The sequence below is a fragment of the Corynebacterium sp. c7Ub_26 genome (assembly GCF_053760365.1).
In genome coordinates this window covers 205356-224460 of the sequence record NZ_JBSNBL010000001.1, presented here as the reverse complement: position 1 = coordinate 224460, position 19105 = coordinate 205356, and the positions used below count along the sequence as shown (strand labels likewise).

The following is a 19105-nucleotide window of genomic DNA, read 5'->3' as shown; positions in this document are numbered from 1 at the left end:
ATGGAGAATCATGACTAATAATTCATCAACACCCGGCGATAACAACAAGAAGGGAAAGGGAACTCCCGACGATCCTTTCGAGCCCGACGCCGTCTACGGTGCCGATGGCCGACGAGCCGACGGCGGTACGTCGGGTAGTAACGACGACGACCGTTCTTCTGCTGATTATGACCGCACCGGAGGATTTTCCTCAGGGTATGCCTCCGCGTTTGGAAATAATCCCGGCTTTGGTGGACTTGGATCATTAATGGGCGAAAGCCCTATCGCTGGCGTTGCCTCGAAAGGATCTGGATGGCTAGCAGCATTAGGAGGACTAGCCACCGTCGTCGGCCTCGTCGTAGCGATCTGGCCTCATGCTGGAATTAGCGTCTTTGCATGGGCCGCAGGGATCTTCTCCATTTTGGCGGGTGGCGCACTCGTCTGGTTCGGTCTCACCACCAAATCCATCCCCGTCCTCCCCGGGATCGGCGCTTTCTTCGGCATCCTCTTAGTGCTCGCCGGCATCGGGGCTCTGATCTCACCACAGAGTTTTGGTGCGGTCATCGTGATCGCCATCGGTTTCATGGCGTTAGCTCATGGGCTTACGACGTTTAGCACCGGCCGAGTGATTTCCCGGATGTCCGGATCCTCCAGCTACCTGACGTGGAGCGGCATCCTGTCCATCATCTTGGGCGTCATCTTTATCATCGCTCCCCTGACGAGCCTCTACAGCCTGACCATTTTGATGGGCATCATGCTCGCCGCCTTCGGGATCATGATGATCATCGCGGGCGTCCGCGGCCGCAGGTTCTTTTCATCATCACGCCGCTAGCGCGCGAACATAAACATCGCTTATGCCCCTGAGCATCACTTGATATCCGGGCCGTAATAGGCCCAGGCTTCATGCTCTCTGAAGTCACTTTGCCCCTGGGACACCAGGACCAGGGGCTCCTTCTCGTTCCCACCCGATCCGTCGCCGAACCACGTGTTTTCTGGCGACGCTGCCTGCTCATCGCGGCGGCGGATCGCGTCGATAACCAAGACCACCGAGTACCACAACGCAACGACAACGAGAATGGCGATACCGGTGTACACAAAACTTCCACGGATAATCGCTGGATCCGAGGACTTATTCTGCTGAAGGTGCTTGAAAGCCGGCACGCTGTACTGGCTGACAAACGGAATGTACATCACGCTGACGAGAGCCACAGCACACAACCCCGCCACCTGGTCCAATGACCACCGCAGACGCTTGTTCTGAATCAACCCGATCGGCGCCGTGAGACCGCGCATAATGGCGTCGATAAGCAAGACTGCTAGGGGGACGAGGAAAACCCAATGGTGGAACCATGAAAATGGGGCAATAATTGGCGCGGTTATTCCCGACAGGCACAGTGCCATCGCGACATTGCCTCGTTTAATCGCACCAAAGGCTGCGATGCAGAACACCAGAACAATCGCGATGGATAGCTCGATCCATACCGTCATTTGGTTGTCGATATGCAGCCGGTACAGCACTCCCCGGAGCGACTGAGCCCCCGGATTACTTTGGGGCCCGATCCGGTCCGTATTGAACATGTAATGGGTCCAATACTTCGATCCGTCTGGAATGATGACGCACCCGGCAACGATGGTTGCAGCAAAAACGACGACGGCGGTGATCAATGCTTTCCATCGTCGCTCGAAGATAAAAATGAGTACCGAGAACGCGGGGGTGAGTTTTATACCTGCGGCAAGGCCCGTTCCTATTCCGCGTCCGAAATTCGTTTTGCGACGAAGAAAGTCCAGGGAGACGAGGCCCATCAAATAAATGTTGACCTGGCCGAAAAAGAATGTGCCGTGAACTGCCGAGAGATTAAATGAAGCGAATACCGTGGCAAGGGAAATGATAATCAGTGAAAACGACCATTTATAGCCACGTTGCCGCAAAATCCCTATGATCACCGCGAAAAGGACAATCAGGGAGCCTATCTGCCAATACACAGCAAGTGTTTTGCGATCAACCAAGGTCATCGGGGTGAACGCGACGGCCGCGAAGGGCGGATAGGTAAAGGGCAAGTTGAAAATATAGTTCTTGCCATACAAATTGTGCCCCTCGGAAACGTGCTGGACAGCCTTGTAATAAATGGAAAAGTCCAAGGGCCAGACAAACAAATTGCCGAGATCTTTATTCCGCACACTCGACGAGGTGTAACGAGTAATCGCCCATACCGCTAAAAAGATCATTCCGAGAGATATGCCAAGTCCACCTCGGATGGGCTTTCTCTCTGGAGCCGGTTCTTGAGTCGGCTCATATTTTTGCGGACGACGAATTTGCACAGCGTCGATAATATATTGTGACCTCGCCACGTCCTAGCCCAGCCCGGCCTCACTCATAAACACTGTTGAAGCAGGTTCGGAACAACGTTGATGACTGGGGATTATGGCTTGTACGACGAAACCCCGGTCGGTTAGGACCGGGGTGTGTCTGGTGGAGCCGCCGAGAATCGAACTCGGGTCCTCCGTCATCGCGCCAGGGCTTCTCCGTGCGCAGTTCGCGCGGAGTCTCTGCTCGACCTTCCAGATCAGGCGAACTTGTCTGGATGACAGGCCCAGTTGTCAGTAAGAAGTCCCACAACGCCCCGACAACACAACGGTGTGGCAAGTTCCCTCAACGATGCCAGGATCCAGGCCGGGAACGAACCTGGGCTGACAGACACGCTTCGCTAGATTAGGCAGCGAGAGCGTAGTCGCGCTGAGTATTCTCGGCGCTTATCAATGTGCTACGACGCTTAACGGTGGTCTCTAGCCTGCACCGGCACGCTTCCCCTGGCTTGAAGAACGGAGTCGAAACCAAAATCGGCCCCTCATCACACGTTTGCAGGTACGCATGCGGAACAAACGTGGAGACTACAATTTACTCCGGGTTCTCAGATGAGTCAAGGGGCTGGGAATTCGGCTCATCATTTTCGACGGCGACGTCTCTTTCCTTGGACGTGCTGTTAGGGGTCGTGTTGTCAGGACCCATGTCATTAGGAGACGTGTTGTCCGCCTGGTCCGCTGCGAAGTTGCGTTTCGCGTTCTTCTTCGCGCGCTCCGATTTCCTATGATTCCGCCACGCCGTCACACCGACGACGAGCCCGATAACGATGGGAACCCACATCCTCGGATGGTCAATGAGGAAAACAACCCAATCCGGCAGAGGGATTGACGGTAGATTCCAATCTGGCCATGGAATGTGAGGCCATGAAATATGGGGCCACGGGATATGCGGCAACGGTATGGACGGCCACGGAATATTGAAGTCAGGCAATAAACCAAGAAGCCAATCCACTATTCGGCCGAGAAGCGGAAGAACAATGAAGACAAAGATCGCCCATCCAGCCTTTGATGTGCCCGCGATCATGGGATAGAGAAATCCCTTCCACGGCGATTCCTGCATCTCCGTAAAACGGCGTGCTGACCGGGAATCTTCAGGCGGTTCGAGGGCTAAAACCGTCTCCTTGTCCTCTTTGTAGAAGGCTGACATGATCTCCCCCAACGGGTTCACATCAACCTGAACTCGCGGTTTATCTCGGGAGGAGCGACTATTGGTGTATTCACCGGGCTTAAGGGGCTTCTCGGCGGGCACGACATATTTCGAAAGCTTCTCTAAACGGGCATAGGGTTCGTCTTCAATCTCGAGGAGCAATCCCTTAGATGGCGACGCTTCCCATCGTTCAAGGAAGCTTCCTGCTTTGCGCCCGAGTCTCCCCCACTTCGTAAGCCATTTAATTCGCCGCGCCATCGAAGTCTTAAACTCGCGGTCGGATTTCGCGAACGCTTGGGCAACTTTTACTTGACTCTGTCGCTTCTCTTCTTCCTTATCCTTTGGGGCGTCCTTGTCTTTTTCGACGTCCTCGCCGACTCCCTTGTCGACGTCCTTCGAGCCGCTCTTATCCTTATCGCGGTCTTTCCCGTCCTCGTCTTTGTCGTCGGTGATGATCTCCGGCCAACCCGCGTCGATAGTGCGCAGATGTTCGGGAGTAGCGATGGTTAACTTGATGGCACCACGGGTCGGATGCTGGGCGGTCCATACTTCGGGAGCAAGCAGATCTGAGTCCCCCATCATTGCTCCTCCCTCAAGTATGCCAGTACAGCTAAGTATTTTTCATACTCAATCACATCTAGCCAGCAGTTACTACCCCGAAACCGTGCCCTAGCCCGTAAGGCCCTTCACGCGCCTACCGAGGGCACGCGTTGCTTCCCGCTCCTCTGTCCGGCGCTTAATATCCTGGCGACGGTCATAATCTTGCTTACCACGGCCGAGGGCTAGCTCAACTTTCAGTTTCCCTTCGGAAAAATACAGGCTCAACGGGATCAGCGTGTTACTGCCGTCGCGCACCTTGCCCATGATGGAATCAATCTCATTGCGGTGGAGCAGCAGTTTCCGGGTCCGCCGGGGCGAATGGTTCGTCCAGTGCCCCTTCGAATATTCCGGAATGTGGAGGTGCCGCAACCACACTTCACCATCGTCAATCGTCGCGAAGGAATCAATTAACGACGCTTTCCCCTCGCGCAACGACTTCACCTCGGTCCCGACGAGCTGAATCCCGGCTTCCCACGTATCGAGGATGGTGTAATCGTGACGCGCCCGTCGGTTAGTAGCAACAACCAACCGCTTGTTCGCGTTCTTTTTCGACGCCTTTGACTGGGCCTTCTTTTTGCCCTTAGCTGCCCCGTGGTCAACCAATGTCGCTTTTTTCGCCACGTCGAACTCCTCACAAATACATTCCCATCATCGACACACTGCGCTAATCTCTCACGTACCACCGCAATGTTGCTTGCGCGGTAATGGCCGCAAACACGACGCCCACAATAATGATGATGGGCGACACCATTCCAATATCGGCTAAAGTCAGCCGCGCAATCAAACGGGAATCATACAAGCTCTTGAGCGTCTTATCGAGAACAAATTCCTTGCCCAAGATGAGCCCACCAGTGGCCACCAGCGACCCGACGAACGACGCCAACACCGCTTCCAGAACGAACGGGGCTTGGGTGAACCACCTCGTAGCACCCACCATCCGCATGATCGTTGTTTCTTGTCGTCGGGAATATGCGGCAATCTGGACCATGTTCACGATCAAGAAGACCGCAGCAATCGCCTGCACAAACGCCACCACGAAGGTCGCATTTCTAATGGCATTCAGGTTATTCGTGGCGCCACGAAGATCATCAACCTGATCAACAACCTCGGAGACCTGCGGCATATCCTTTACACCGTCAAGAGGCTTCGTATTCAGCGGATCTTTCAACCGCACATGTAAGGCAGCCGGCAGAGCATCGGGGCTCGTATCAGCGACAAGACGAGGGTCAGAGTCCTGGAACAATTCCTTGAAATGCTCATAAGACTGCTCGCGGCTACGGAATGTCACCGATTCCACACCATCGTCGGACTTCAACTTGTCCTGGACTTCCTTACATTCCGTGCTGGAGCAGTTCTTATCATTGGCCGAGATATTGTCATCAAGCTGGACCATGACCTCGACACGATCCAGATAAATGTCCTTGGTCTTCGCCGTCACAGAAGTCACCAAGAACCCAGTGGCCAGCAAAGCCAACGAGATCGCCGTCGTAATAATCATGGCGATGGTCATCGTCATGTTACGGGTCAGGCCCGAAGATGCCTCGCGAAAAACGAATCTAGTCTTCATTGAGCCCTCCCCTACTTTCCGACGCCATACAGGCCGCGGGCATCGTCACGAACGAGCTTTCCGGAATGGAGCTCCAGCACACGCTGGCGCATGGCGTTCACAGCACCTGCGTCATGTGTCGACATAATCACCGTCGTCCCCATCTGATTAATGCGATTGAGCAACGTCAAGATGTCGGCACTGGTGTCCGGGTCAAGGTTGCCTGTGGGCTCGTCGGCAAGGAGAACTAAAGGACGGTTAACCGAGGCTCGGGCGATAGCGACACGCTGTTGCTCTCCCCCGGACAGCTCATTCGGCATGCGGTTGCGCTTACTCCCCAACCCCACAAGGTCAAGCACTTCCTTCACCCGCTTATCAATGGCCGAGCGCCGTGTCCCAATCACTTCCAGGGCAAAAGCCACATTGTCATAGACATTCTTCTTCGGCAGCAGCCGAAAGTCCTGGAACACGTAGCCCACCTTTTGGCGTAGCTGAGGCACCTTCTTTCTTGGCAATTTATTGACGTGGAAATCCTCAACCCACAAGTCCCCACTACTGACATTCTGTTCCTTCAACATCAGCTGAAGGAAGGTGGATTTGCCGGATCCCGACGGTCCAATCAGGAAGACAAGTTCGCCCTTGTCAATGGTCACAGAGACGGCATCCAGGGCCGGGCGGGTGGACGTCCGGTACATCTTGGTAACCGCGTCATACTTAATCACGGAGCCAGACTAACGCACTACTGGGACAATTGGTAACCCTTGTTGTGAATGTGAACCATGTGGGAAAGCTAGTTATCGTCGTCTCCTCGCTGTTGAGCCATCCGCCACCGAATTCCCGCTTCCAGGAAGCCATCCAGGTCCCCATCCAGCACCTTCGACGGATCATTGACCTCATAATTCGTGCGCAAATCCTTCACCATCTGGTACGGATGCAGCACATAGGAGCGCATCTGGTTCCCCCATGAATTGGAGCCGTCCCCCTTCAGCGCGTTCATCTCGGCCTGCTCTTCTTCACGCTTCCGCTCCAAGAGCTTCGCAGCCAACACCCGCATCGCCGACGCCTTGTTCTGGATCTGGGATTTTTCGTTTTGGCACGTCACAACAATCCCCGTCGGAATATGTGTCAACCGCACGGCCGAGTCCGTCGTATTCACCGACTGCCCACCCGGACCCGAGGATCGGTACACATCAACCCGTAAGTCATTCTCATCAATATCGATGTGGTCAGTTTTTTCCACCACGGGCAGCACCTCGACTTCAGCGAACGATGTTTGCCGACGCCCCTGGTTATCAAAAGGACTGATCCGAACGAGACGGTGAGTTCCCTGCTCAACAGACAGCTGACCGTACATGTAATCGCCATGCACAATGAACGTAGCGGACTTGATACCAGCCTCTTCGGCGTACGAAATATCAAACACGTCGATCTTGTGCCCATGCTGCTCCACCCACCGCGTGTACATGCGCATCAACATCTCCGCCCAGTCCGCAGCATCCACACCACCCGCAGCTGACCGAATATTAACGACGGCCTCACGCTCGTCGTACTCCCCCGACAACATCGTCTGAACCTCGAGAGATTCGATCTCGTGGCGCAAGGTTTCGCGCTCGCTATCAGCCATCTCTCGCGCTTCGTCGGCAGCGTCGGTGTCCCCCGCCTCGGTGGCGTCGTCGGCAAGCTCATACATCACGGGCATATCGTCGACACGCTGGCGCAACGTCGTAACTTTCTTAATCTGCGCTTGTACATGGCTCAGTTTCGACGTCACCTGCTGAGCGTGATCGGGGTCATCCCATAAGGAGGGATCGGACGCCTGTGCTTCAAGTTCGCGTACCTGATCCTTGAGGTCATCGACGTCCACCACTTTTTCAATGGTCGTCAGGGTGGAATTGAGGTCTTCGAGATCTTGAGAAACGTCCGGATTCACGTGGGTAATCCTAACAGTGTGTCACTGGGGTAGTGCACAATAAGAGTATGGAATCTTCGGAGGAGCAGGTACCGCACACCATGACGGAGATGGTCAGCGCGCTGGCTAAAACTTTCGCCATCGCACGCGAGGGGGTGGATGACCAACGGCTGGCACGCGACATCGTGTACAACGCGGGGCGCTTAGCGTGGCGTTTGCGTGAAGGTAAGCAGGCCCGCGGCGGGTTGGCCACCGAGTACAAAACGTCGGTGTCCGACGTTGTGACCGAGGCTGATCGCGCGGCGGAGCAATTTGTTGCTGAGGTGCTGGAATTACTGCGTCCCGACGATGGTGTCGTCGGTGAAGAAGGAGCGTCACGGCCCTCGAAGTCTGGTCACGTGTGGGTGATTGATCCCGTCGATGGGACCTATAACTTCACTCGCGGATCTGATTACTGGTGTTCTGCGATTGCTCTGGTAGAGGGTAAGGACGGTAGCCCGGAGGCCGTTGCGGAGGATCCCGACCGGCTGGTTTTGGGGGCCGTCCATCGGCCGGCGATGGGATATACATGGATCGGCGGACCCTCTATTACCACCACACTGGACGACAAGCCACTGCCCCGGCTTGATGCCACGACTCACTCGGCAGATCACGAGTGCTTGGGCACGTACTTGCACCCGACTTTTATGAAGCAGCCGGAGATCAGGTCGGCGTGGATGGCCGTCGTCGAAGAGTTCGCCAGTGTGCGGATGTTGGGGTCGGGATCGGTCGATTTGGCGTCGGTGGCACATGGTGAACTGGGCGCGTGGATTCAGCATTCGGTGAAATCATGGGATTGGCTTCCGGGGAAAGCGCTGGTCGAAGGCGTTGGCGGAACGGCCCGCCGTGTTGACGCCCGGGGAGTGACCTGGTCGATCGCTGGACCCGAGAATGTTGTTGACACGATTGAGCAGGTGCTTCGTGCGGGTGGAGCTAATTCGTCTACTCCTTCGTCTACTTCGACCCCGTTGCCGTGGGCAAGCAGCGCGTATAGCGATGATGTTGACCGGGCTCTTCGGCTGGCAGGTGCGGCCGATGCGATCACGATGAAGCGATTCCTCTCCTCCGAGCTGCAGGTCAGCGCTAAGCCTGACATGACCCCTGTGTCCGACGCAGACTTGGACACCGAGCGCACCCTCCGTGGGCTATTGAGCACAGAATGCCCCGATGACGAGGTTCTTGGGGAGGAGTTCGGCGGCGAGCTGGTCTTGTCGGGCCGCCAGTGGGTGATTGACCCCATCGACGGGACGAAGAACTATGTCCGCGGGGTTCCCGTGTGGGCGACGCTCATTTCGCTGATGGTGGACGGGTACCCGCAGGTTGGTGTTGTGTCGGCCCCGGTGCTCAGCCGCAGATGGATTGGCATCACAGGTGAAGCTGCCTGGGTTCTTGGTAACGGCACCGCGTCGAGTGGCACAGTATCGAATGGCACACTGCGGAAATTGTCTGTGTCCACGGTGAGCAATGTCGGCGATAGCTCGATCTCCATGTCATCGCTTGAGGGGTGGAAAGATCGAGGCCTACGAGATGCGTTCGTATCTCTTACCGACGACGCCTGGCGCTTGCGAGGATTCGGCGATTTTTACTCCTACTGCCTGGTGGCGGAGGGTGCCGTCGACATCGCCGCGGAACCGGACGTGTCGCTGTGGGATTTAGCTGCGCTAGTGCCCGTCGTTGAGGGAGCTGGCGGAACGTTTACGTCTCTTGCAGGTGCGCGCGGTCCGCATGGTGGCGATGCTCTGGCCACGAATGGGCTTCTCCACGAGACCGTCCGTCGTCGGTTAACGGATCAGGACTAGCTCGGCGCGACCGATCGCGACGCGCGGTCGGCCGCGGTGCGGTAGGCCAAAGCACGGTAGGCCACGGCGTGAACACCTGGCATACCACTATTTATCAAGCGGACGCCACTACCCCAGGCGGAATCCGTTTCCAGGGCCGGCCGTCGCGTTGAGCGAATTCAATATGGCTTGCATGTCAATAACATCGGTCGGCGTGAAGAGGGAGCCCTGCGCTGGGAAACGGCAAGAAATCGGTCCCGGGCTTCCTTCGACAAGTCCAACAATCCGGTTCCCTAGCAGAACCGGTGCACCAGAGTCGCCGTGCGTTGCACACACTTGCGTGAGATAGTGCGAATCTGCGGGGGCCTCCCACGCCTGTCCACAGGTCCAGCCGGTGGAAATACCGTTCTTGCACAATTGGACTCCCGGCGCAACACCGCCACCACCGATGCCGTCGGCAGTGACTTGTCCATATGACGACGTCACTCGGGCATTGTCTTTCAGCTCGATGACGGAATACTTGGGGTTCTCGCTGGTGCGGACGACGGTGCCTGATACTCCGACATCCTGGGAGTCCATCGACGTCACCGGGCTTCCGACAGGCCCGCAGTGCCCAGCGGTAATGGCCATAGCCCGCCCGTTAGAGTCATGGCCGGCTGCAGTGACGGTACAAATCGCGTTGCCCACAAACACGGGTGTTCCCGGGCCGTAAAGGGAAATTCCCTGCTTAGCGAGCTCTACCGCCTCAGCAGGGGCCGGTGGAGAGGGGAAATAAACGCCTTGGATTCGGTGCTGGCCAGCCATTCCGGTCTGGGCGACGATGTCGTCGAAAAGGCCGTACTCCGTGGAAAACTCGGGCGAAGGTGCAGCATCGGATATCGTAGCTGCAGCGTCGTTAATTGTCGGTGACTCGGAAGTGGCTAGACTATCTGCCAGGGTATCCGTCGGCACGTCTGATGCGTGCGCTACCCCACCAACGCCGACACACAACGCTGCCGAGGCGAGTACTGCCAAACCAGCTCGACTTACTGAATTAACCAAAGACATAACGACATCCTTGCTGTACATGTCCGTTTTTAGCGGACCGAAAACCACTGGAATAAGTCCAGAAAACATGGCTACACAGGGGATACCCTATGCTGCGACAAGCTCAGTATATCTCTCTGTTCACAGCATTCCCCTATCTTCTATGCAACAAATTAATAACATTGTGACAACGCGACATTGAAGATGCACGAGGCTGCTTCTGAAGGGGTCTACGATCAAATCCGTCTCCCGCTCCGACGGGGTCATATGCGGCAACATTGGCCCTATCGGCGCGTATGTGGTCAGCGGCCAAAGTGCGTTAGACTTTGCACTCTGCCATCTCACTCACGAGCTAAACGAAACCTAGAATGCGTCTTCCAAAACTCTCACCTGCAGGTTTGGGCAAAGCCACCCGCCGAGCGGCACAAGCGGTGCAATCCGCTGCTCAACAGGGAGGATCCTTGTTGAGGTCTGCCTCCACCATCGGTAATTCACCGAGACCTAGCCAGTCCGCAACGGCTCAGCAGTCCGATCCTGAGCCAGGTCAGTCCGGTTCTTCCGATTCCTCCGCAACCTCGTCTTCCTCCGCGAGCGCGTCATCCGGTGCCCCTGCGACGGGATCGTCTAAGGCTGGATCGTCCAGTTCGGCAAAAAGTGGTTCATCGGCCACATCACAACAATCGACGACGCCTCACGACGGGGCCGCTGACGAAACCGGACGCCCAGGTAACAGTGGCGAGCGACAAGGCCGTGGTGAGGTTCGACGCCGTGAGAGTCGAAGCGATGATCGCACCGGTGCAGATGCACATTTTTCTGTTTTCCGCACCTCAACGCCCGTGAGTGCGCGACGTCGCACCTCGGCGTCGCAGAGTTCAACCCGTGAGAGCGATACACCGTCTTTTCGGCACGTCGGCCGTGCTCCGGCCGTTGCTCGTCGTGTAGCTGACGCGCGGACTATTCCTTCAGGAACGTCCGGGATCACGGGTGCAGGTTCCGTCAGGAAGAAAAAAGCTGGGCGCAGCCGTGCTGCAGGATCAGCCCTATCACGATCACACAGATCGTCGGAGGTTAGTGGTGCTCCGCGGCCTTCATTGCGACGTCCGAAACCGCAGGTCTCGGGGTCCAGACCAGACGCATCAGGCTCCGCTGAGCAACGGAAGACCCGGGCTAAGGGTTCGTCAGATAAAAAATCGGCACAGACGACCGGTGCCAAGAAAGCCCGCAGCGCTCCGGTAAAGAGACAAACGGATGCCGCACAAGACGAAGCGGGCACCGCACAGGCGCATCCTGGTGATGAAGACGCGAGGGCTTCGCAAGAAACTGCTGCGGCTCCACAAGAAAGTGTCAAGGCTTCAGAATTAGAAAAGGTATCTAAGGGAACTACTCCCGAGGTAAGCCGAAAGATGCCTGCTCCCCCGCGACCGTTCGGAGCGGAATATATCCCCGTCGAAGTCCCACGGTCCACCGGGATATCGCGCTTTACACAGGGCACCGCACTTCCCCAGCGAATCGAACCGCGGTCGGAGCGCAAATCAGGCAAGGGACGCCGAAAGAAATCATCGCGCGCAGAGTCATCGCGGGCGGGCGTGTCCGCCTCCCCATCGAGAGATGGATTGCAAGGCGTTAGGTCTTCCACGGGAACACCGTCGGCAAGAACTCAAACCGCAGTCGCACCACAACCCAGCCCGGCCAAAGGCAAAGCCGCCGAAGGAAAGACGTCGGCGAAGGACATTCCGACGGGGATTAGACATGTCCCCGGGATCGATGGGCTCCGTGGGCTCGCCGTTATTTCAGTGGTGATCTACCACCTCTTCGGCAACGTACTGCCCGGCGGTTATCTGGGCGTCGACGTATTCTTCGTGCTCAGCGGGTTCCTCATCACTTCCCTGCTGCTTCGGGAATTCGTTTATTCCCGCACGATTAGCCTGAAGAACTTCTGGATACGCCGTGTGAGACGTATTGCCCCCGCAGCCATCAGCACGCTGGTCATTTGTGCAGCTATTGCGGGAGTAATCGGTGGCGACGTCAATGTGAACCTGGGCAGACAATTTTGGTCGTCGGCACTCTTTGTGAACAACTGGGTTCAAATTGCCCACTCGCAGAGCTATTTCGCACAGTCTGAGCTGCCGGTTTTCGCTCACTACTGGTCCCTCTCGGTTGAGGAACAGTTCTACATCATTTGGCCGCTCATCGTTTCGCTGCTGCTCGTGATTCTCCGCAAGACACCGCGGCTGGTCGGGAAGCTGGCCCTCGCCGGCACCGTCATCTCTGCAGGAGCGATGGCCATCATCGTCAACCCCGGGCACGACGCAACCCGCGTCTACTACGGCACCGACACCCACGCATTCGGGCTGCTCATCGGCGCGGCTTTGGCGTCGATCACTATCTCGTCGTCGACGGAAAAACGTGGCGACACCTGGGGATACCGCGAGGGACTCCTCCAACACGGGCGGATTCTAAGCCTCTTGGCTATCCCCGCGCTCGCGGTGCAGATCTTCTACTTCTTCTGGCTGGGTGACCAGGACACCTTCACGTACCGCGGCGGCCTCATCAGCAGTTCGTTTATCGTTGCGATCATCATCGCATCCGTCGTGCGGAACACTGGTCTGGTCGCGGCGATTTTCCGAAACAAGGTTTTGCGGCGCCTCGGGTTCATTTCGTTCTCACTGTATTTGTGGCACGTCCCGGCCAATCTATTCGTCGTGTCACTTTTCCAGGATTACGAGTGGGGCCGGAAGAAATGGATCACGGGGCTTATCGCGATCGTCATTTCGTTAGTCGCGGCTGAGCTGAGCTTCCGCTTCATTGAGACACCGATCCGCCGATACGGGTTCATCGAAAGTACACGCAAACTGAGCTACGCGATTTTCGGAGAGCGTTCCACCAGCCGGCAGCGGTTCGGCGGTGCGATGGTGCCCGCAGCCATGATCCTGTGCTGTGTGTTCGCCGGCCTGGCTATTCACAACACCAGCCACGGAACCGCGCTGGAATCCGAGTTGGAGCGTTTACAAGCGGAAAACCGCTCCGAGCGAGGCACCGTCAAACCGGCTCCCAAAGTCGTGACACATGACATGCCTAAAGACGGGTCGAATATCAACGCGATTGGGGATTCCGTCATGCTCGCCTCCCAGGCCGAGCTACAAAAACGCTTCCCCGGCATCGACATCAACGCCGAGGTTTCGCGCCACTACCAGGCCGCTCCCGCGATCATCGCCGACCTCAAAGCCCAGGACGCGCTGCGTCAATTCGTCTTCCTGGGCTTCGGCACGAATGGGCAAGCATTCCCCGGCCAGCTGGACGAGATCATTAAGTCGATCGGCCCGAAACACACCATCGTTATCGCGATGCCCTATGGCGACCGTTGGTACATGCAAGACGCTCAACAACAAGTTGTCGACGCTGCCAAGAAGTACCCGAACGTCTACGCGGCGGACTGGTGCGCCTACGCCGACGACCACGTCAGTGAACTCGCGAGCGATGAGATTCACCCACGCGGGAACGCCACCGTCGGCTATACCAATGCGTTCGTCGCGGCACTCAAGCAGTGGGCAAGTGGAAAGAAAGATGTCCCCCCGGTCTGCCCGCCAGCAGCGTAAAGAAATCGACCCCAGTGTCCACTACTTTCGAGGGCGACAACCGGATAGTTGCTATGTCCATCATGTGGGATTAGGACTACGGTAAGGGTATGGATACCCAACAAGGACGCGTTCACGACAAAGTCACACTGATCACTGGAGCTGCCTCGGGCATGGGTGAATCCCACGCCCGGGTACTGGCTTCGCAGGGAGCCAAGGTTGCCCTGGCAGATATCGCGGATGACAAGGGCACCGAGCTGGCGAAAGACCTTAACGAGAACTACGGCGAAGGCACCGCCGTTTTTGTCCACCTCGATGTCACCGATTTCGATAACTGGACCGATGCAGTGGAGAAAACCGTAGAGGCCTTCGGGCACCTGGATGTTCTGGTCAATAACGCCGGAGTTTTCACCGCAGGTGATGTGGAAGAGGCTTCGCTGAAGGACTGGGATCTGACCCTGGCCATTGACCTCACCGGAACGTTCTACGGCATGAAGGCTGCTGTTCCGGAGCTCAAGAAGAGGGAGACGTCCTCGATCATCAACATTTCTTCCATCGCAGGACTCGTAGGCTTTAAGCACCGTGCGGCCTATGCCGCCGCCAAGTGGGGTGTTCAAGGGCTGACCAAGACCTCGGCTCTGGATTTGGGTAAGTACGGCATCCGAGTCAATTCCGTCCACCCCGGCAGCGTGAATACCCCGCTGACTGCGAACCTCAAGCGCGGGTTCGGCCAGATTCCGCTCGACCGAGCTGCCGAGCCAACCGAAATTTCGCAGCTCATCGTGTACTTAGCTTCCGACGAATCCACGTTCGCCTCCGGCGGATCCTTCGTCTTGGACGGTGGAGAGACCGCTGGAAACAACTTACGCGACGATCAATAAATCGCGGGAGTTTTCACGGACCAAACATCCCACCTACCAGCGTTTTCTGATAGGTGGGACGTTTTAAAAAAATGTGGGTGTGCTCGTAAGCCCTTCATCACAAACTTGAGTTTTGCGTGGCGGGGAGCGCCCGAACCCTCCGACGAAGTACGCGCATCAACAGCAACGTCGTCGTTCCGAAGCCGAGGATCAACCCAAGCCACACTCCGTATGCTTCCCAACGGAGGCCTAATCCGAGTATGAATAGCGCAGGAATTCCCACGCACCAGTATCCAATTAACGTGGCTTTGAGCCCCGAACTTGTATCGCGTAGCCCTCGCAAAAGTCCTACCGCAACATTCTGGGAACCCTTGGCGAACTGCTGCAGGATGGCAAAAAACATCAAGATTATTGCGACGGCCATAACTTCGTCAGTTGCCTTCCAGGCAAAGATTCGGACGACCCACCGTCCACAGGTCGCCCATACGAGCCCTATAACGCCCAGGTAGATGCCGACAAGAATCGCCACTCGTCGCACTGTCTCAGTAATGACAACCCGCGGATGGTTTGCCTGGAGTCCCCTACTCACGAGTATCGAACTTCCATGAGAAAACCCGATACAGACTTGATACACGATATACGCGATCTGATTAACGACAGTGTGGGCTGCAAGCATTGTCGGACTAACCATGGACATGGCGATCCCAGCGATTGTAGTCAAAGCGGCTTCCGAACCATAAGTTAAGGAGACGGGCCACCCGATGCGGAGTAGCTCACGTGCTGCTGTCATGTCTCCTGTTTGAGGCCTAAATTCTACGTAGTCACCAAGATCAGGATCTTTTTGAACCTTGAGAGAAAATGCCACCAAAGTAAAAACTTGAACGACTGTAGTCGACAGACCAATTCCGGCCACTGCCCAGGCCGTAGTCGGGGCAACGGTAACCATCAACCAGTTCACCGCAGCATTGACGGCTATTGACCACAAGGTAACGACGAGTAACGATCCTGGCTTTCGCATCCCTACTGCGTACTGTCGTAGTACGTTCAGCCATAGCATTGGAACTAGCCCCGGAGCCAAAGCGACCGTCATCCCGAAAGCTATTCGGGCAGTACCACCATGCACCGGTAAAACAAATAGGCTTGCCCCCAGAAGAGCCACAATAATCGCACCCAATGCAGATATGACCGTCGCTACTTCAAATGAGACGCGTACCTGCTTGCTAATTCCTGCTTTAAGAACGTCACGGCGAGAATCATCGATTGCCCCTCGCGCCTCTGCGTTCTCTAGTTCTGCGACTGCTTCAGCGACCTTATTTCCGCTAGCCGTAACCATACCGACGCACATAGTCCGAATTTGGTTAAAGAACTGCATCGCCAGTCCGCCGGCTCCGATAGCCACCACACTCAATGTACCCAGCATGGCCACATCGGTCGAGGTCAATGCCACTGTGGCTAGCTGAACCCCAGCAATAGGCAACGAAAGCCTAGAGATCTCCAGATACCTAGGAATCTGAACGTCTAAGCACTCTTTTTCACCGGAATTTTTCTTTCGGGCATGGCTTGTTTCAACACGATCTTTAGAGCCCACGCGCAGAAGCTCCCTCTGCCGTAAACCAATATCTACTCAGATTCGCTGTCTGACGGTTAGATAGGGCAATAGAGTCATCAAAAGCCCTTAACATTCCGCTAACCTGATGTTCTGCAATATCCGACAATAATTTATTAGCAATCATCCACCGGTCATCAAATATCGTATTTTGATATTTGATGACCGGCATCGCAGGCGATCACTACCATCGTCGTACCAGCGGGAAAACTCGGCAACTGTCTTAACGCCTCATAAATGGCTGCTCCCGAGGTACCACCCAGCATCAGCCCTTTCTCACGTGCTAAGACTCTGCAAGTAGCGAAGGCTTTCACATCATTTATCTTTAAACCTTGGTCAATAGCTTCCGTATCGACATTGCAGCCCACCGGAAACCCTCCTGGAGCTCCAGCTCCACTTTGCTTGTACGACCCGGCTGGAGGACCAAATATGATCGAGCCTTCTGGTTCGACTCCAATCGTGGTTAATGAATGGCCTAGCTCGCGCAAACGGCGTGCCGTTCCGCAAAGGGTTCCCCCGTGCCCACCGAAGCAACCAGGACGTCGATACTGGCGGAAATAGCACTATCTAATTCCTCAGCTAAGTGTGAATACCCTAAGGGATTATTCGGATTATTATGCTGGTCAGGCCACCACACATATGGGGACGAGGAACAAATCTCCTCGGCCTTCTTCCGTCGAAGCATTGTCGAGGGACGATCTGACGGCCCATCAACAACTATTAGTTCCGCTCCATATGCTTTCATAGCTGCCAATTTCGACGGCGCTGCGTGGGAATCGACCACCCCAATGAACTTATAGCCCAATTGAGCAGCAGCAAGAGCCAGGCCCAGCCCGGTATTCCCCGAAGTAGGCTCAACGATGGTATATCCGGGTTTAATCTGTCCCCGACGTTCAGCACTGCGCACCATGGCTAGAGCCATCCGAATCTTTGCCGATCCAGTTGGGTTAAAGCACTCCAACTTAATCAACAGACGACTGCCGTTGCCGACCCTAGCTAGCTCGAGAAGCGGCGTTCTGCCGACAAGATCACATACCGAACGAGGAAAGTTGTAATCTTTGGGGACTTTTCGTACAGGGCTTGAGCTTAAGCCACTCGGTGGTAGCAGGTGGTTCTGATCTTCAGGTCGATTGCTCATAGCCAGCCTCTCTCCACTAATGGCCGATCAATTCTTAAAGTCCACCGGTCTGCCCAATTGGAAGTACCTAAACCGCCAGACGTTGGCACAGATACACTGATGTTTTCTGGTGACAGGCCGTCTTCGGACAGCTCTTCGAGAACGAACCGGGTGGGTAAAGGTAATTGGTGGAATTGACTCTCGTTCTTATCCATCTGATAGCCGGCGGTGTTGTGATAAATGAGCAGATCGCCGACTTCTGCTGGTCTCTCAAACCACACCTTTCGCCAAGTCAACATGTCGTATTCCATACAGCTCGCTCCCCCTACTGCAGCGCGCCATGACTTTGTCTTTGTGTTACCGATTGATCGTTGTTTTCTCTGCCGCGATTCTCTGGGCCATAGTGTCGGATCGGGAGAAAATTCCCGTCCTTTCCACTGCTCAGACAGACTCATCGATAGCCCATCCACAACGATGAGCGAATATGGGTCGGGCGGACTAACTGATCCCCCCGGTTCTGAATTGAGACAAGGTTGGATTTCCGAGTTCCCCCGATCTTTGACACCTTGCACCGAGAAGACCGTATCGCCAGCCCCAGCTAAAAGGGCACGACCAGGTTCTATGCATACGAAAATACTGTTCTCACGTAAGGTCGAGCCCACTTCATCAAAGATTGAACTCAACATCGCGGAGCCCGTAGGAAGTGGATTACCGTAGGGATATGTGCCGAAAGGAACCCGCCGAGCGTGGTAATCCCCGGTACTTATCGTGCTCTGAAAACTCTCCCACTCATCATGGCCTGTATACGGAACAGTGAAGCCGCCCCCAATGTCGACGGTAACTGCAGAATGCCCTCGTCGTCGCAGCTCAGCAATCTGATCGACGGCTCTGCGAATGGCACGCACACGTTCGCCTATGTCGTAGCCATCGAGATGGAAGCAAACCCCCTCTATAGATAAGCAACCACTCTCAGTAGGATCTTCCGATGGAAAACTCCACGTTGAACGCTGTGCCACACTTTCATGGCTCAGCCATTCAGAAAACGAAAGACCGAATCTTGTGTCCGGCTGAGTATCAGGCCGTAGTCGTAGAAGAACCCTAGCAACTCGGGAACTTTGGCCCGCGATTTTTCTTACACGGTTGAGTTCAGTCAATGAGTCAAGCGCAAGAAGACATCCATGCCGTATGCCTAGCCAAATAAGAGTTTCACTTTTATCAGCACCGGTGATGGTGAGTCGACTCGGATCAATACCTTCAGCTAGGGCCCCCACCAGCTCAGGCCCACTCGCGACATCACACCCCTGTTCGGAGAGCGCTACCTTATGGAGCCAACACTGAGCTCTATTGGCTTTTCGTGCAAAGAGAACGCGCCCTTCCACTCCATGATGGTCAAACACGTCAATGAATGCGTCTAGGTTTTTACTGAATGTAGCAGGATGTAAGAGGTGAAAAGGTTTGCCGGAGAGTCTGCGGAGAAAGTACAAGAAATGCGGGTCATCTATCATTTCTTCCTCCCAGCTCTCCAACGTGGGCTCGAGACACGGGAGTCGGGCCTCATGTTC

The 19105-nt window shown here is 55.7% G+C and carries 13 protein-coding genes, 1 other RNA gene and 3 pseudogenes; 5 read left to right on the top strand and 12 right to left on the bottom strand.

Going from position 1 to position 19105, the window contains the following annotated elements; all coding sequences use genetic code 11:
- The first annotated feature begins 10 nt into the window (after positions 1 to 10).
- On the top strand, positions 11 to 811 hold the full coding sequence (locus ACWORE_RS00960; RefSeq protein ID WP_455302119.1) for an HdeD family acid-resistance protein: 801 nt from the start codon (positions 11 to 13) through the stop codon (positions 809 to 811).
- Between the two features lie 35 nt (positions 812 to 846).
- Here the strand turns inward: ACWORE_RS00960 and ACWORE_RS00955 are convergent, their stop codons facing one another.
- The 7 genes from ACWORE_RS00955 to prfB form a co-directional block, all read right to left on the bottom strand.
- Positions 847 to 2298: a glycosyltransferase 87 family protein gene (locus tag ACWORE_RS00955; protein WP_455302117.1), complete on the bottom strand. Its 1452-nt coding sequence runs from the start codon at positions 2296 to 2298 to the stop codon at positions 847 to 849.
- 149 nt (positions 2299 to 2447) lie between these two features.
- Positions 2448 to 2825, bottom strand: a transfer-messenger RNA (tmRNA) gene (gene ssrA, locus ACWORE_RS00950).
- A gap of 50 nt (positions 2826 to 2875) precedes the next feature.
- A complete protein-coding gene (locus ACWORE_RS00945) occupies positions 2876 to 4069 on the bottom strand; it encodes a hypothetical protein (protein WP_455302115.1) in 1194 nt (397 codons plus the stop codon).
- Between the two features lie 87 nt (positions 4070 to 4156).
- A complete protein-coding gene (gene smpB / locus ACWORE_RS00940) occupies positions 4157 to 4708 on the bottom strand; it encodes an SsrA-binding protein SmpB (protein ID WP_455302113.1) in 552 nt (183 codons plus the stop codon).
- 43 nt (positions 4709 to 4751) lie between these two features.
- Positions 4752 to 5654, bottom strand: coding sequence for a permease-like cell division protein FtsX (ftsX, locus tag ACWORE_RS00935; RefSeq protein ID WP_406604880.1), 903 nt, complete (start codon positions 5652 to 5654; stop codon positions 4752 to 4754).
- Between the two features lie 11 nt (positions 5655 to 5665).
- The gene (gene ftsE / locus ACWORE_RS00930; RefSeq protein ID WP_455302111.1) at positions 5666 to 6355 is read right to left on the bottom strand and encodes a cell division ATP-binding protein FtsE; all 690 of its coding nucleotides are present in this window, start codon (positions 6353 to 6355) and stop codon (positions 5666 to 5668) included.
- Between the two features lie 68 nt (positions 6356 to 6423).
- The gene (prfB, locus tag ACWORE_RS00925) at positions 6424 to 7563 is read right to left on the bottom strand and encodes a peptide chain release factor 2 (protein ID WP_455302109.1); all 1140 of its coding nucleotides are present in this window, start codon (positions 7561 to 7563) and stop codon (positions 6424 to 6426) included.
- A 47-nt stretch (positions 7564 to 7610) separates the two neighbouring features.
- Between prfB and ACWORE_RS00920 the strand changes: the two are divergent.
- A pseudogene (locus tag ACWORE_RS00920) lies at positions 7611 to 8507 on the top strand (inositol monophosphatase family protein); the annotation flags it as partial.
- Positions 8508 to 8627: 120 nt separating this feature from the next.
- On the top strand, positions 8628 to 9380 hold the full coding sequence (locus tag ACWORE_RS00915; protein ID WP_455302571.1) for an inositol monophosphatase family protein: 753 nt from the start codon (positions 8628 to 8630) through the stop codon (positions 9378 to 9380).
- A gap of 108 nt (positions 9381 to 9488) precedes the next feature.
- On the opposite strand, the gene ACWORE_RS00910 is transcribed toward ACWORE_RS00915, so the two are convergent.
- Positions 9489 to 10406, bottom strand: a complete 918-nt coding sequence (locus tag ACWORE_RS00910; protein WP_406604883.1) for a chymotrypsin family serine protease — start codon at positions 10404 to 10406, stop codon at positions 9489 to 9491.
- A 347-nt stretch (positions 10407 to 10753) separates the two neighbouring features.
- Here ACWORE_RS00910 and ACWORE_RS00905 point away from each other — a divergent pair, with 347 nt between their 5' ends.
- A complete protein-coding gene (locus ACWORE_RS00905) occupies positions 10754 to 13981 on the top strand; it encodes an acyltransferase family protein (protein ID WP_455302107.1) in 3228 nt (1075 codons plus the stop codon).
- A gap of 89 nt (positions 13982 to 14070) precedes the next feature.
- Complete coding sequence (locus ACWORE_RS00900; protein ID WP_455302105.1) at positions 14071 to 14841, top strand: SDR family oxidoreductase; 771 nt, start codon at positions 14071 to 14073, stop codon at positions 14839 to 14841.
- A gap of 97 nt (positions 14842 to 14938) precedes the next feature.
- Here ACWORE_RS00900 and ACWORE_RS00895 read toward each other — a convergent pair whose 3' ends face one another.
- From ACWORE_RS00895 to ACWORE_RS00880, 4 genes and pseudogenes are all read right to left on the bottom strand, one after another.
- Entirely contained in the window at positions 14939 to 16408 is a 1470-nt protein-coding gene (locus ACWORE_RS00895; protein ID WP_455302103.1) for an MATE family efflux transporter, read from the bottom strand.
- A 155-nt stretch (positions 16409 to 16563) separates the two neighbouring features.
- Positions 16564 to 17564 (bottom strand): annotated as a pseudogene (locus ACWORE_RS00890) (cysteine synthase family protein).
- Positions 17561 to 17854, bottom strand: a complete 294-nt coding sequence (locus ACWORE_RS00885) for a hypothetical protein (RefSeq protein ID WP_455302626.1) — start codon at positions 17852 to 17854, stop codon at positions 17561 to 17563. The pseudogene ACWORE_RS00890 and the gene ACWORE_RS00885 overlap by 4 nt, the downstream one beginning before the upstream one ends.
- 468 nt (positions 17855 to 18322) lie before the next feature.
- Positions 18323 to 19048 (bottom strand): annotated as a pseudogene (locus ACWORE_RS00880) (Y4yA family PLP-dependent enzyme); the annotation flags it as partial.
- Positions 19049 to 19105: the final 57 nt, after the last annotated feature.

Excerpts from the sequence above, each read along its gene's own strand:
- ACWORE_RS00960 (WP_455302119.1), top strand. The coding sequence starts at position 11 with ATGACTAATAATTCATCAACACCCGGCGATAACAACAAGAAGGGAAAG.
- ACWORE_RS00945 (WP_455302115.1), bottom strand. The coding sequence starts at position 4,069 with ATGATGGGGGACTCAGATCTGCTTGCTCCCGAAGTATGGACCGCCCAG.
- ftsX (WP_406604880.1), bottom strand. The coding sequence starts at position 5,654 with ATGAAGACTAGATTCGTTTTTCGCGAGGCATCTTCGGGCCTGACCCGT.
- ACWORE_RS00915 (WP_455302571.1), top strand. The coding sequence starts at position 8,628 with ATGAAGCGATTCCTCTCCTCCGAGCTGCAGGTCAGCGCTAAGCCTGAC.
- ACWORE_RS00910 (WP_406604883.1), bottom strand. The coding sequence starts at position 10,406 with ATGTCTTTGGTTAATTCAGTAAGTCGAGCTGGTTTGGCAGTACTCGCC.
- ACWORE_RS00905 (WP_455302107.1), top strand. The coding sequence starts at position 10,754 with ATGCGTCTTCCAAAACTCTCACCTGCAGGTTTGGGCAAAGCCACCCGC.
- ACWORE_RS00900 (WP_455302105.1), top strand. The coding sequence starts at position 14,071 with ATGGATACCCAACAAGGACGCGTTCACGACAAAGTCACACTGATCACT.
- ACWORE_RS00885 (WP_455302626.1), bottom strand. The coding sequence starts at position 17,854 with ATGGAATACGACATGTTGACTTGGCGAAAGGTGTGGTTTGAGAGACCA.